The following is a 13,481-nucleotide window of genomic DNA, read 5'->3' as shown; positions in this document are numbered from 1 at the left end:
ATGCGGACCACCTAGTCCTCGTCGTCATCGGCTCCGGTGACCCGGGCAATGCGCTCACGCTCTTCCTGTTCTTCCTGAATCACGGCTTTAATTTCTTCCAGCACCGAGTCGACATTGGCATTCTCATCGTTGCCTTCGAACAGGCCGGTTAATTCATAGTCGACAGTTAACTCACCCGCGGCAAACAGCTCCCATATTTCTTCGGCGTATCGGGTTGTGGCCAGTTCGGGCGCGAAATGAGCATAGTACTGGGTCATCTTATTCACATCCCGGGCAAACATCGCCTGGGCATTGTTATTGGCCGCGGCATAGACAGCCTGCGGTAGATCGATCACGACTGGCCCATAAGCGTCGAGCAGGACATTAAATTCTGACAAGTCACCGTGTACCAGGCCAGCGCACAACATCAGCTTAATGTAATGCATCATCAGATAGTGATCTTCTAAGGCCTGCTCTTCGGTTAACACCACATCATCGAGGCGCGGTGCTACATCGCCCTGATCATCGGTTATCAACTCCATCAACAGCACGCCATCGATACAGCCATAGGTTTCCGGGACTCGAACGCCGGCGGCCTTTAACTGCGCAAGGGCGTCCACTTCGGCATTTTGCCAGATTTCTTCCTGCTGCTTGCGCCCGAAGGTCGAGCGTTTTTCCATGGCCCGCGCCCGACGACCGCTGCGCACGGCTCGGCCCTCCTGGTATTGTGCGGCCTTCTTAAAACTGCGCTTGGCGGCGTCTTTATAGACCTTGGCACAGCGAACATGGTCACCACAGCGGACGATGAAGATATCCGCCTCTTTTCCGCTCATCAGGCGGCTGATCACTTCGTTGATTAATCCATCGTCGACGAGTGGTTGTAGGCGTGCAGGAACTTTCATGGCAACCTTTCAAGTAGGGTGAACAACTCGGCTCGACCGTCCGATGTTGGCATCGGCCGAAAAATGACGACCATTCTAACACTTATGTGGGGTGTATATTCAATGACTCGATACAGACGCTGGCATTATTGCCGCAAAGCTATGCCGAGTAACTTGGCAGTTAGGACGAGCGTTGAGAAAGGGCTGGCAAGATAATGAGCCAACTGATACATCAGCCGCGCCGTGCTAGTCGGTTGACAAAATCGAACCGTCATCGCCACGGCTGATGATCAACTGCCTGCTACTGACCTATAACGTTGGTATCTTTCTTGGTTTTTTTCGCCGCTTTCTTTTCTTTCGCGGTCAGTAACGGCTTTTTTTTGTTCTCTTTGGTACTGTGCTGTTCTTTACTCATGACGGTTTCTCCAGGAAACGGGTGACACTGTTGGTCAAACTCTGTAATCGGTCTGCGAACAGGCATACAGCGCTAAAGCATCGTGAACGCTGCTTGCCAGTGAATTATGGCCCTAACGGCTACGAAGTAAAGACTGTTCTCTGGCCATGGCGTCGGCACCGCCCGCCTCGACACGGCTCAGGCGCACAAGTCGCCATCCGGATCAGATCCGGTCTATGCAACGCCCTAGAGATATCGACTGCGAATATGGGCCAAAAAATGCGCCGAATTAAGCGTTTCACCGGTCGCCTGAACCATCAGGTCGTCATAACTCAGAGACCGACCCTGGTGCCAGATATTGTCCGATAACCAACTGAAGACGGGTTCCAAATTGAGCTCGGCAATCAGCTCCGGCGCCTTCGGCACGGCCTTGAGCAGGGCGGCATGCAATTGGGCCGCATTCATCGCGCCCAGGGTATAGGACGGGAAATAACCGATGGCGCCGGCCGGCCAGTGAATATCCTGCATCGGCCCATCACGATAGTTACCCTCGGTGTTCAAGCCCAGATAGCGGTGCATCGCCTCATCCCAGCGCCCCGGTATATCCTTAACCTGTGCCGTCCCGGCAATCAGGTCGCGTTCAAGCTCATAACGGAGGATCACATGCAGGGGGTAGGTGACCTCGTCGGCATTGACCCGAATCAAACCCGGTTCGACATGGGTATAGAGCCGACGCATGTTGTCGGCCGCAAAGGCGGGATCCGCGCCCAGATATTGCCTGACTCGCGGCGCGATGGCATCGATAAAGACTTGCGAGCGGCCGAGCTGCATTTCAAAAAACAGGCTCTGGCTCTCGTGTACGCCCATGCCCATACTGCCCCCAACCGGCTGATGGCGCCAAGCTTCGGGCAAGCCGGCTTCGTAACGGGCGTGACCGGTTTCATGAATAATGGCCATCAGGCCTTCGATGACATTATCTTCATCATAGCGGGCGGTGACTCGGCTGTCCTCACTGACCCCACCGCTAAAGGGATGACCCGTTTCATCGAGGCGTCCGGCGTCGAAATCAAAACCCAAGACCCTCATCAATTCGCGCGCCAACTCGATTTGCTTGGCCTTGGCAACCGGCTGTGACTGGCGAATCAGCGGTGGTTGGCTGCTTTGTCGCGCGCGGATCTGTTCAAGTAGACTCGGCAATTCCGTTTTCAACTGGGCGAACAGCGGATCGATCCGTTTCATCCGAGTGCCGGGATCGAAGATATCCAGCAGGGCATCGTAGTCGCTCTGGTAGCCTCGCTCATCCTGCAGGGCGGCGCGTAATGCCTGAGCCTTTTCTTTGGCCAGATCAAAAACGGTCTGCAATAGGGGTTCGAAGTCGCGCCAGTTATTGTCACGGCGCATCTGCCGCCAGGCATGCTCACACTCATTAGTGGCCATGGCTTCGGCGGCGACCAAATCTTTCGGGATAGCGCAGGCACGCTGCCAATCGAGGCGCATCTCGCGCAGATTGGCATGTTGCCAGTCGGCGAGCAGATCTTGCCGATCGTTGGCCGCGGCAAAGGCCTCCACCAAGGCCGGTGCCTGCAATATTTCCGCACTCATCACAGACAGTTCGGCCAACGCCAAGCCCCGTGCCTGATTGGCCTTAGGCGGCATCATAACTTGCTGATCCCAACCTAACAGGGCATTGGCATGGCCCAACTGCGCCAGCCGGTAGAAGGTCTTGCTCAGTAGTTCGTAACTCATATGGGATCACCCTCGATTGGCAAATAGCTCAGAATGCGGTGTAAAAGTCGTACGTTAGTCGATCGAATCTTGTAGTTGTCGACTAATTTGGCCAGTATATCGGCAAATTCGACCTTCGGTACACCCAACCCATGCAGCTCATCGATGTCAGCGTCACGATTCAGAACCAGACCATTCTCGACCGAATCAATTGGCATGTGCCGGCCGGTCAATCGTGGGTTGTGCTGGGCACTAATGCCAGCGGTAAAAGCACCCTGGCGCGCCTGTTAACCGGCGAAATACATTGCTCACAAGGCCGTCTCGACGACCCGATTGCCGGCACGGCCTGGGTCTCACTGGAATCGCAGCAAGAACTCTATGAACGGGAGCTCTATCGAGATGACACCGACTTTCTCGACCATATCGATGACGGCACACCGGTCAGCGCCCTATTAGCGGAAATTGCCCCCTGGTCAGCGCAGCACGATCGTCTGGTTGCGTTGCTCAAGCTGACGCCCCTACTTCAGCGCGGTTATCGGGTGCTCAGTGCCGGAGAGGGGCGCCGCGTCATGCTCGCCCGTGCCCTGCTGGCGCAACCGGCACTGCTAATTTTGGATGAGCCATTCGAAGGGCTGGATCAAGCCAGTCGCTTGGATTTACACCGGGTGCTGGCCGAGCTGATCCAACAGGGCCAACAGCTGATGCTGTTAATCAATCAACTGAGCGACCTGGTGGTCGGCTTTCCTTATCTGGCTTTATTAAATAAGGGTGCAATGCTGTTTAGTGGTGCCATGCCGAGCGATATCGAGCAAGCCTGGCAGCAGCTGTTGGCCGTCGGTCGTCCCATGGCGGCCCTGCCGCCGCGCCAATCAGCCTTTCAATTGGCCCATTGGCCGGAGCATAAGCCATTAATCGATCTGGTCGATGGTTTCGTCCAATATGACGAGACTTATCAGTTCCAGGATTTCAATTGGCAGTTGCGACCCGGCAGCCATACCCAGGTGCGCGGCCCCAATGGGTGCGGTAAATCGACCCTCCTAGGCTTGATCACCGGCGACCATCCGCAATGCTATCGGAATCAATTAAAGGTACTCGGCTACCAACGCGGGCAGGGTGAGAGCATCTGGCAAATCAAGAAACATCTGGGCCTTGTCTCGGGCAATTTACATCGCGATTATCGCGTATCGGGCAATGTGCTGACCGCCGTATTATCGGGCCTGACCGATTCGATCGGCGTTTACCAGAGTGTCGGCACCAGCGAGACTGAGCTGGCCAAAAGTTGGCTGGCCCTGATCGGCCTGGCCGATAAGGCACAGCGGCCCTTTAAGGCATTGTCGATGGGCGAGCAGCGCCTGGTACTGATCGCGCGGGCACTGATCAAACAACCGCCGCTGCTGATTCTCGATGAGCCCACTCAGGGCTTGGATGATTTTAACCGCTTCTATGTACTCGATGTGGTGGCGCGCATCTTGGCGCAGGGCCCGACCACGTTGTTGTTCGTGTCCCATCGGCAAGACGAAACGCTGGCCTGCATTGAGCAGAACCTGGTGTTTGAACCCGATACCACCGGCCAAGCCCTGTTCCGCATCGTGCCGGATTAACACTGGCGCACTCAATCGGTCGCGGCGCGGCACGCGCCATAGGGCCGATTAAGGGGCCAGGTTAGCTGGCTTAAAAGAGCTGGCTTTGACCGCCGTGCATCAGCGCTTCGATGTCGGCCGCTTCCTTGGGCACATCCTTGCTGAGCACGTCACAGCCGTCTTTGGTGACCACTACATCGTCTTCGATGCGCACTCCGATGCCGCGCCATTTCGCCTCAACGGCCATATTCGATGGCGATATGTAGATGCCCGGCTCAACCGTTAACACCATGCCGACTTCGAGCACGCGCCACTGGCCGCCCAGCTTGTAGCTGCCCACATCGTGCACATCCAAGCCCAGCCAATGGCCGGTCTTGTGCATGAAAAATTCTTTGTAAGCCTCGGTCGCAATCAGCTGCTCTACCGTGCCGGTCAGCAGTCCCAACTCGAGTAGCCCGGCGGTGATCACGGCTAGTGTCGCTTCATGGGCTTCATTCCAATGCGCACCGGCACGGATCGCGGCGATCGCCGCATATTGGGATGCCAACACCAGATCGTAGATCGCGCGTTGCTCTGGGCTAAAGGTGCCACCAACCGGAAAGGTGCGGGTGATATCGGAGGCGTAATATTGCAGTTCCGCGCCGGCATCGATCAACACCAGATCGCCGTCCTGCAATTTTTGATTGTTTTCAACATAGTGCAGAATGCAGGCGTTATCGCCACCGCCAACAATGGCGCTGTAAGCCGGACGCGGACTGCCGGCGAGCATAAAGTCGTGTTCGATTTCCGCCTGCAGTTGGTATTCCCAAACCCCCGGCTTGCAGGCTTTCATTGCCCGCACATGGGCCTTGGCGCTGATGTTAGCGGCATCGGCCATAATAGCGATTTCCTGACGCGATTTGATCAGGCGCATATCGTGCAATAGGTGGGCAATATCGGAAAAGTCATCGGGCGGCACGGCACCCTGACGCACCTTGCCGCGAATCTGATTGAGCCAACCCATGAGCCGATTATCGAACGCGGTGTTGACGCCCATATGGGCATAAACCCGCGCTCGACCCTCCATCAGACCGGGCAGAATGTCGTCCAGGTCATCGATTGGAAAGGCATCATCGGCGCCGAAGTCCGCCACCACCCCATCGGGACCGGCGCGATAGCCGTCCCAAATCTCCCGCTCTTTGTTTTTATCTCGAACAAAGAGCACATATTCGGCGGCTTCACGGCCGGGCATCAAGACGCAGAGCGCGTCCGGTTCACCAAAACCGGTCAGGTATTGAAAATCGCTATTTTGCCGAAAGGGGTAGTAGACATCGTTGTTGCGAATCTGTTCGATAGCCGATGGGATAATAGCGATACTGCCCGGGTCCATCTGCTCCATCAGGCGCAGTCGGCGTTCTCGATGTTCGTTCTGGCTGATCGTTTTCATTGGGGGCTCCCTTCTAATGGACCAGTTGATCGTCTACTGAATCTGGCTGAGGTTCGTTGTATTCCAAAAACACCGTGAGCGCACTCAGGCGGACGTGTTCGGAGATCGCTAGAAAGTCACTTTCACCACTGGCCAACTCTTCACCGCTGTCGGCATCCACCTGCGCAATTTCAGCCAGATCTTCTAGAATTTCTTGCAAGGTGGCGGGCATGTCGCTGATCTCGGTGACCACACCGGTTGAACCAAAGGCACCTAGGAAGCAGCCAGCCCATTCGCTGAGGGCAACGAGTCGGTCCGCTAACGGCGCGTCCTCATCCGGCAGCAGCAGACTAAAAGCGAGCCCTTCATCTTGTAACTCGCCGAGGGTTTTAAAATAAAGACCCTGTAACACGGTGATATGGGCCTCCAGGAGCGCCTCGCTGGGCGCCATCTGGTCCAACGCCCAGTCCAGCCAGTCGTCCTGGCTCATGCGTTTTCCGGCCGACAGCACCCCAGCTAAGGAGCCATGTAAATAGTTCGGCGCAAGACTTGAACCGATCTTTCTAAAGAGGATTGCAAGGTCGGCGTACTGCAGTTCAATACCGGATTGATCGCTAACGGTCATGGATGCTCCAAGGCAAAACGGGTGCGCCGCGGATGGCAGGGCCCACTATTTGGGTAAATTAGACTAAAGCCGTCATGCTATCATGCTCAACTACTGGAATCAGTGACTGGCGACTAATTTTCCACTCGAGCGAAAACCAAGCGACTGCATTTGGATGTCACGCTAGACTATTGTTTTAACGGATTTTCAATCTATTAAAGAGCTATAGTGACATTTGGCTTAAGTTCTCACACAATGAGGCTGCCTTGCACCGAAGTGTATTCGTTTTATCGTTATTTTAGGATTTGGTACTCAATGTCGAATCAGGATTTTTTAGCGCTCGAAGTCAAGATCGACGCGCTGATCAAAGAATATAAACGGCTCGAGCAGGAAAAACACCTGTTACAAGCCGAGCGCGCAGCATGGAAAGCCGAGCGAGCTCGGTTGATAAAACAGAACGAATTGGCTCGGTCGAGGGTTGAAACAATGATCGAACGACTTAAGGCCATGGAGCATCCCAATGACTGAACAAAAAACGCTATCGGTTTCCATCCTGGATCGCGACTACCGCGTGGCCTGCCCGCCCGGCCAGGAAAAGCAACTGTCCGATGCGGCCAGCACCCTGAATGAAAAGATGAAAGAAATTCGTGATACCGGCCGAGTCTTTGGCGTGGAACGCATCGCAGTTATGGCGGCTCTCAATCTGACCCACGAGCTGCTCGAAGCGAAACCGTGCAATGATAACGATCGCTCGGCTATCGCTCGGTTGAGTGCCAAGCTGGATGCTGCGATGCCGTTTCAGGATAAGGATGCCAGCGGATTCAACTTCCAAGACGATCGTGAATTTTAATATTCTGTTGGTGCCGGCAATAGCGCTAGCCACTGATGCAAAGTGCCAATAAATTGACGAATAGCCCTGACCTCAGTATAGGTAATTTCTCCTAATATTCTTATTACTCCGGCCATACCCTTTGTAGATCTAAATCATCGCTAATAAGCTCACCTGACGGTGCCGATTTTTTGACCATTTATTCTTGGCAGTACCATACTCCCTCCGCTTGGCTGGAGCCCTAAGCGCCACTAGCCTCCCTGGATCGCGCTGCACAAAAAACATCAACTGCCTGCAACCCCCTAATTCCGGCCGATTGGGCATGATTCCACGGTATGGAATGGAGTTTTTAAAAATTAATTCCAATGTCAAGACTGTCTTTTTTCTAAATACCCTTATACTTAAAGCAATCCCTGGACTATTTGCCAGTCGCGAAAAGTCCTCGAGCCTATTTTACGAATTTAGGGGGTTTTCAGCCGATGATGTGTGCATGTCTGCTCTGCAGAAAGCCTAATTCATCGCGAAGGTCCCCGCCTTGAACTGCTTGGTTCAAGGTCTGACGTGATAGCGGTAGTCTGGGGTATTAATTTTTTGGCCATTGCGCCACGCCATCTAACAAGATGGTTCGATAGCAGTTTTCAACTCGCTACCTTTCGTGCACGATTAGCCTACCTTCTTGTCTCAGAGTCGCCATGACCACCCTAACTGCCAAGGTTCAACTGCGAAAGCAGCTGCGTGCTACTCGCCGTGGTCTCACTGCCGAACAACAGGCGCTGGCCGCTGAGCGTTTACTAACAGTCCTTAGACCTCTGCTCGGCCAAGGCAAAAAGCAGCGCATTGCACTCTATACCGCGATGGATGGTGAAATCGATTTGACACCCTTGGTCGCCGCTTGTCGCCGGTGGCGCATCGAACTCTATTTACCGGTCCTGCATCGCTTTAAGAACAGCCTACTATTTGCCCGCTATGATGCTGATAGCCCGATGCAAGCCAATAAGTACGGCATCCCAGAGCCCTATCAAACCGCCCTGGTCAAGCCTTGGCAGCTTAATCTGGTGCTCTTGCCGCTGGTCGGCTTCGATCCTCAGGGGGGCCGTTTGGGCATGGGCGGTGGCTACTATGATCGAACCTTTGCCGGTGCGGCACGCTGGCCAAAGCGCCCCGCCATGCTCGGCGTGGCCCATGAATGCCAGAAGGTCGCTCGTATACCACTGGAGCCATGGGATATACAGCTCGATGCCATCATCAGTGACGCTCGGGTTTATCGAAAGGGGCCCATCCCGGCAAACTAATCTAGGCCAATCGGCGCCTACCCACCTCTGAGGAGTCCAGTATGACCGCCGCCATCTGGTTACTGAAAACCGAACCGGACCAGTTTTCTATTTTGGATCTGGCCGATCGTGGTGACACGGGCGAACGCTGGAACGGTATTCGCAACTATCAGGCCCGTAATTTTCTGCGCACGATGCAGGTTGGGGACGTGGCGCTGATCTATCATTCAGCCTGTGCGGTGCCGGCCATTGTCGGCAGCGCATGGGTTATCAGCGCGCCCTATGATGATGTCGATGCCATCGACCCGGCCTCGCCCTACTTCGATGTTAAAAGCAGCGCCTCGAATCTACGTTGGAGTGCGATCGACATCCAATTCAGCCAACGCTGGGCTCAGCCAGTGACCTTGGCGCAACTCAAGGCCGCCGTCGAACTGTCGGACATGCTCGTCTTAAGGCAAGCGCGTTTGAGTATTTCACCGGTTTTACCCGCCCAATACAGCGCAATCTTGGCGCTTGCGCAGCAAAATGAGAAGCAGTCGACATTCACGACACCCACTGTTTGATTGGCGTACGGTTCGGTGCTTAACTGGGGACTGGACTTATTTGTTGCGTGCTGTTTTGCGCAGTCAGGATGCGATGGACAAACTCAAACCGATAAAATTTTCATCACTCGCGGTGGCCGAGCTGATTGATAAAACCAATTGGGCAAATGAATTCAATTGGCAGGATATCCGTATCTTGGCGCGCTATTTTACCGCGTATGAAGCCCACCGGGGTCAGGTGATTTTTTATGAAGGCGCCCAGGCAGACTATATGGGTTTGATTATTAGCGGGGCCATTCGGATCAGTAAGACCGGCTCCGATAATCTGGTCAAACCGCTGGTGGTCTTGCGCGCTTCGCAAACCTTCGGCGAACTGTCCCTGGTCGATGGCGCTCCACGCTCGGGTTTGGCCGAATCATTGGGCACGACCCAGTTTGTCATTACCAGCAGGCGCCAGCTTAAGTTTATGTCAGAGGAGCAACCCCACCTGGCCTTTCGCTTGTTGTGGAAAGTTTCCGAAACCATTTCCCGACGTCTGCGCCATACCAGCTTTAAACTACTGGATATGTCCGCTTCGCAACATTAGGCGGCACAGACGAAAACCTCGCCAACGGTTAATGTGCCATGTCGCTGCCAGGTTCGGCACTGAGGACGGGTAATATCACCTCAATTACACCCGCCTGTTGAAAGGTCAGTTGAACGCTGTAGGTCTCACCCACGACAAAGGGCTGAGCCAAGCCCATAAACATCAGATGGTAGCTGCCTGGCTCAAGTATCAATTCGCCGCCGGCCGGTATCGCGACACCGTCACGCTGGTGGATCATTTTCATCATGCCATCGACCATTAAGGACTGATGCAATTCTAGGCGCTTAGCAAAGCGGCCGGAGACATCGAGCAGGATGTCTGCGCTGTCGGTCCGATTGATAACTTTTAAAAAACCTGCGGCCGGGGCACCAGGGGCACTGGCTCGCGTCCACGGCTGATGAACTTCGAGCGCGCCCTCGGCAAAGCTCGGCAGTGACAAAGTGGCAAGCACGAACAGTAACGCGGCGGATAATATTTTCATGGGTGTCTCCAATAGGGTTCAAACAGCTAATCGTCCATCGGGCTAAAGGCCCGATAGGTATTCAATTTCATGGCATGCAGATTACCGCTGAGTCGGCGGCGCTCGCGGTTGGGCACGGGCCACGAGAGCAGCATTGAAAACCGACAATAGAATCGGAACATCTGGGCTGGCGGCATGTACCGGGCCAGCCAAAGTTGGATAGTCGGACGCGACCAAAGGCGAGGACAGGCAGGTACAGCGGTCATCGACGGTGGCGGCGGGACGTTCGCCAGGCAACGCAACCCAATGCACACCCTGGGCCGAACAGAGGCGCATCCAGCCCGCTTCGGTGACACCCAAGGCGGCACTCAGAGGCGCAGCCAAGGTCAGTATCAACCAGCTGCACAGGCACAGGATGTAACCGGATAGGGATTTGATCAATCGGGGCGGCATCGATAACTTTCGTTTGTCTGAGCCACCTAAGGTAACTACAGTTCGGTTCAAGGTCAATTGGCGGCGTCTCGGCAGGTTAGAATAGGATTGGTTATTTTAATCCTGAGATCGACATCATTAAAAACCCTGAAAAAGCCGCGTTGTTGGGGGCCAGATTAACATCCACCAGCTCCTTCATGGCGCGGATCTCGGCGCGATAGGCCTGATAAAAAGACCAACTAGGCCGCGAATGATAGACCAGTCCGTCGAGCTCAAAATGCGCAATCACTCCCTTGGCGGTGGTCGGCTTAACAAAGACCTCGACGCTTGGCCTAAAGTAGGCCGGTACAACGGAGAGGATCGACCACTTGGCCATCTTGTGCCGCTCGAACAGGGTGACCAAGGTGTTCAGGCCTAACTCGGCGTCACCGTGCAGCTGCTCATAGAGGGCCTCGACCGCCTGTTGCTTATCTTGCGGTGACAGGCTATTTAAGCAATCTTTGAATTTTGGTTTTTCAAACAGGGACACCATCGACGACCGACCGACGATCTTGATCCAGTTCTGCACCACCTCTTCGGTATGGGTAAAGGCCGTCGTAGCAAAGGCTTCTTGGCATTGAGCGACCATCTTCTCAACGCGATGCTTCTTTACACTCGGCAGCAGCGCCGGGTCGTCAAAGCCACCTGGGTAGCGCTGAAAAAAATGCGTCTCGGCCTGTAGCAGGGCATCGATATTCATATCAGTTCCTGGTGATTCGTTTGGCGCCGATCGGCGCCAAACGAACTCGGTTAGGTTAATTCCTGCCAGCGCAGAATACCACCGGCAATATTGGCCACCTCGGTGAAGCCCGCTTTTTGGAGAATATTCACGGCCATGGCAGAACGACGCCCGGATCGGCATAGGCAAACAATCGGTCGGTCACGCGACAAGCTATCGGTTTGGCCACGCAGTTCTGCCAATGGAATAATACGGGTATCAACCAGCCGGTCGACCGGACTTTCCAGCTCATGAGCTTCGCGCACATCGAGGATCTGGACCCGCTCTCGGTTATTGAGCACCCATTCGACCGTCACCTCGGGCACGCCGGAGAAGGTGAAGTAAACCGGTGCCCAACTCGGTTCGGCGGGCATGGCGTCGGCGTCGGGTCGGCCACTTTTTAAATTGGCCGGCACCGCATGGTCGATCAGTTTCGGGTGCGGCAGTTGCATTGCGGCCATATAGCCAACAAAGTCTTGTTCTGAGGCGCCACCGCCGACGCGGGCATTGAATGCCTGTTCCTCGGCCACGGTGCTTACCGTACGACCATTGTAATCGTGGCCCGGGTAGATCAGGCATTCAGCCGGCAAGGTGAAGAGCTGCTCGGTAATCGACTGGAATAGGGTCTTGGCATCACCCTGTTGAAAATCGCATCGTCCGCAGCCGCGAATCAACAGGGCATCTCCGCTAAAGACCCGACTCAGATCGGTACTGACAAAACTCAAACAACCGTTAGTGTGCCCGGGCGTTGCGATCACGCGCAGTGACTCTTGGCCAAAGGCAAGCAGATCACCATGCTGGAGCGGGCGGTCGACCTCATCGGCCTGGGTCACGGCTGCTGTGCCAATCTGACAACCGGTCTTTTGCTTCAGTAACCAGGCCGCGGTCACATGATCGGCATGGCAATGGGTATCGAGGGCGAATTCCAGCTTTAGGTTAAGTTCCTTAAGCAGGGCCAAATCGCGTTGCACCCGCTCAAAAACTGGGTCAATTAAGACCGCTGCACCGGTTTTCTCACAGGCCAACAAATAGGTATAGGTCGACGAGGTAATATCATAGAGTTGTCGAAAAATCATCTGGTGCTCCAAGGCAGGCGCTCAGGCGCCGCAGGTAAAGAGACGGTGCGACCCGGCAGGCGTTACTCCGCCGTTAAGATCTTCACCCGGGTACGGCTGGTGCCGTCACTCGACAAGGCCGCCGAGACGAGCGGAAACAACTTATTAAAACGCGCTGCAACGGTCCAGGGAGGATTGATTGCAATGAGACCGGAGCCGGTCATGCCACGCGCTCCATCGTCCGCAACGTTCATCTCAAACAATTGCATGTTTTTAATGCCCGAGCGGACCAGGCGGCGTTCCATGCGGTCAATTCGGCTGCGCTCGACCACCGGGTACCAGAGTAAAATAGTACTTTGGCTCATCTTTTTCCAGGCCTTTTCAACGGCACTGGTCACCGCGTCGTATTCCGTCTTGACCTCATAGGATGGGTCAACCAGCACCAATGCGCGCCGACTGTGCACCGGCAAGAGCGCGCTCATACCCGCCAGACCGTCTTCAAAGCGGACCTGCGTCTGACGTTTGCGAGCGCAGTTTTTTTCCAATTCGCGCACCGCCTGACTGTGCAATTCAAACAAAGAGCTGTGGTCACCATGGCGCAGCAGCCGATTGACGATTTCCGGTGAACCCGGGTATTGCTGCTTGCCCAGATCGGCGCGCACCAGATCGAGGTAGGCTGACAGCTCGGGCCAGTCTTTATCGATCAGTTTAGCAATACCGAGCTTGTATTCCCCGGTTTTTTGCGCCTCCTGCGAGTCAAGTCGATAGCGCCCGGACCCGGCGTGACTGTCGATGTAATCAAAGGGGGTGTCTTTTTTTCGCATATGCACCAGGCATTCCACGAGCAACCAATGTTTCAACACATCGGCGTGATTGCCGGCGTGGTACTGATGTTGATAGCTGAGCATGACTTGGTCCGGTTACGAAAAAGAGCATTGTAACCACCCCTGACCGAGCGCGACAGCTTTACCGTTAGTTGCG

15 protein-coding genes and 1 other RNA gene are annotated in these 13,481 nt (G+C 54.9%); 7 read left to right on the top strand and 9 right to left on the bottom strand.

All coding sequences use genetic code 11. The features are described 5' to 3' along the window. Positions 1–11 precede the first annotated feature (11 nt). A complete protein-coding gene (locus REIFOR_RS00560; RefSeq protein ID WP_100255707.1) occupies positions 12–881 on the bottom strand; it encodes a PA4780 family RIO1-like protein kinase in 870 nt (289 codons plus the stop codon). A gap of 619 nt (positions 882–1,500) precedes the next feature. Further along, the gene (locus REIFOR_RS00555; protein WP_100255706.1) at positions 1,501–3,000 is read right to left on the bottom strand and encodes a carboxypeptidase M32; all 1,500 of its coding nucleotides are present in this window, start codon (positions 2,998–3,000) and stop codon (positions 1,501–1,503) included. A gap of 131 nt (positions 3,001–3,131) precedes the next feature. Between REIFOR_RS00555 and REIFOR_RS00550 the strand changes: the two genes are divergently transcribed. Then, complete coding sequence (locus REIFOR_RS00550; protein ID WP_100255705.1) at positions 3,132–4,580, top strand: ATP-binding cassette domain-containing protein; 1,449 nt, start codon at positions 3,132–3,134, stop codon at positions 4,578–4,580. Between the two features lie 70 nt (positions 4,581–4,650). Here the strand turns inward: REIFOR_RS00550 and pepP are convergent, their stop codons facing one another. Further along, positions 4,651–5,985 (bottom strand): Xaa-Pro aminopeptidase, encoded by a 1,335-nt coding sequence (gene pepP, locus REIFOR_RS00545; RefSeq protein ID WP_100255704.1) that lies wholly within the window; start codon positions 5,983–5,985, stop codon positions 4,651–4,653. Between the two features lie 13 nt (positions 5,986–5,998). Then, positions 5,999–6,589, bottom strand: coding sequence for a UPF0149 family protein (locus REIFOR_RS00540; protein ID WP_100255703.1), 591 nt, complete (start codon positions 6,587–6,589; stop codon positions 5,999–6,001). 294 nt (positions 6,590–6,883) lie between these two features. Here REIFOR_RS00540 and REIFOR_RS00535 point away from each other — a divergent pair, with 294 nt between their 5' ends. The 6 genes from REIFOR_RS00535 to REIFOR_RS00510 all read left to right on the top strand — a co-directional run bounded on the left by REIFOR_RS00535 (position 6,884) and on the right by REIFOR_RS00510 (position 9,796). Further along, positions 6,884–7,096, top strand: coding sequence for a TIGR02449 family protein (locus REIFOR_RS00535; protein WP_100255702.1), 213 nt, complete (start codon positions 6,884–6,886; stop codon positions 7,094–7,096). Next, the gene (locus REIFOR_RS00530; protein ID WP_100255701.1) at positions 7,089–7,418 is read left to right on the top strand and encodes a cell division protein ZapA; all 330 of its coding nucleotides are present in this window, start codon (positions 7,089–7,091) and stop codon (positions 7,416–7,418) included. The genes REIFOR_RS00535 and REIFOR_RS00530 overlap by 8 nt, the downstream gene beginning before the upstream one ends. Positions 7,419–7,804: 386 nt before the next feature. Beyond that, a non-coding RNA gene (gene ssrS / locus REIFOR_RS00525) (6S RNA) lies at positions 7,805–7,983 on the top strand. A 106-nt stretch (positions 7,984–8,089) separates the two neighbouring features. Then, positions 8,090–8,689, top strand: coding sequence for a 5-formyltetrahydrofolate cyclo-ligase (locus REIFOR_RS00520; RefSeq protein ID WP_100255700.1), 600 nt, complete (start codon positions 8,090–8,092; stop codon positions 8,687–8,689). 41 nt (positions 8,690–8,730) lie between these two features. Next, positions 8,731–9,231 carry an EVE domain-containing protein gene (locus tag REIFOR_RS00515; RefSeq protein WP_100255699.1) on the top strand — a complete coding sequence of 167 codons (501 nt, stop codon included), beginning with the start codon at positions 8,731–8,733 and terminating at the stop codon, positions 9,229–9,231. Between the two features lie 40 nt (positions 9,232–9,271). Beyond that, positions 9,272–9,796 (top strand): Crp/Fnr family transcriptional regulator, encoded by a 525-nt coding sequence (locus REIFOR_RS00510; protein ID WP_158524248.1) that lies wholly within the window; start codon positions 9,272–9,274, stop codon positions 9,794–9,796. A gap of 28 nt (positions 9,797–9,824) precedes the next feature. Here REIFOR_RS00510 and REIFOR_RS00505 read toward each other — a convergent pair whose 3' ends face one another. The 5 genes from REIFOR_RS00505 to REIFOR_RS00485 form a co-directional block, all read right to left on the bottom strand. Next, positions 9,825–10,277 carry a copper chaperone PCu(A)C gene (locus tag REIFOR_RS00505; protein ID WP_100255697.1) on the bottom strand — a complete coding sequence of 151 codons (453 nt, stop codon included), beginning with the start codon at positions 10,275–10,277 and terminating at the stop codon, positions 9,825–9,827. A gap of 81 nt (positions 10,278–10,358) precedes the next feature. Continuing rightward, positions 10,359–10,709, bottom strand: coding sequence for a hypothetical protein (locus tag REIFOR_RS00500; RefSeq protein WP_100255696.1), 351 nt, complete (start codon positions 10,707–10,709; stop codon positions 10,359–10,361). 91 nt (positions 10,710–10,800) lie between these two features. Further along, complete coding sequence (locus REIFOR_RS00495; protein ID WP_100255695.1) at positions 10,801–11,427, bottom strand: hypothetical protein; 627 nt, start codon at positions 11,425–11,427, stop codon at positions 10,801–10,803. 50 nt (positions 11,428–11,477) lie between these two features. Then, entirely contained in the window at positions 11,478–12,521 is a 1,044-nt protein-coding gene (locus tag REIFOR_RS00490) for an MBL fold metallo-hydrolase (protein WP_100255694.1), read from the bottom strand. Positions 12,522–12,583: 62 nt separating this feature from the next. Next, positions 12,584–13,408 (bottom strand): 23S rRNA (adenine(2030)-N(6))-methyltransferase RlmJ, encoded by an 825-nt coding sequence (locus REIFOR_RS00485; RefSeq protein WP_100255693.1) that lies wholly within the window; start codon positions 13,406–13,408, stop codon positions 12,584–12,586. Between the last annotated feature and the right edge of the window lie 73 nt (positions 13,409–13,481).

Source organism: Reinekea forsetii, assembly GCF_002795845.1.
Taxonomy (GTDB): Bacteria; Pseudomonadota; Gammaproteobacteria; order Pseudomonadales; family Natronospirillaceae; genus Reinekea; species Reinekea forsetii.
This window is presented reverse-complemented; position numbering and strand designations above follow the sequence as displayed.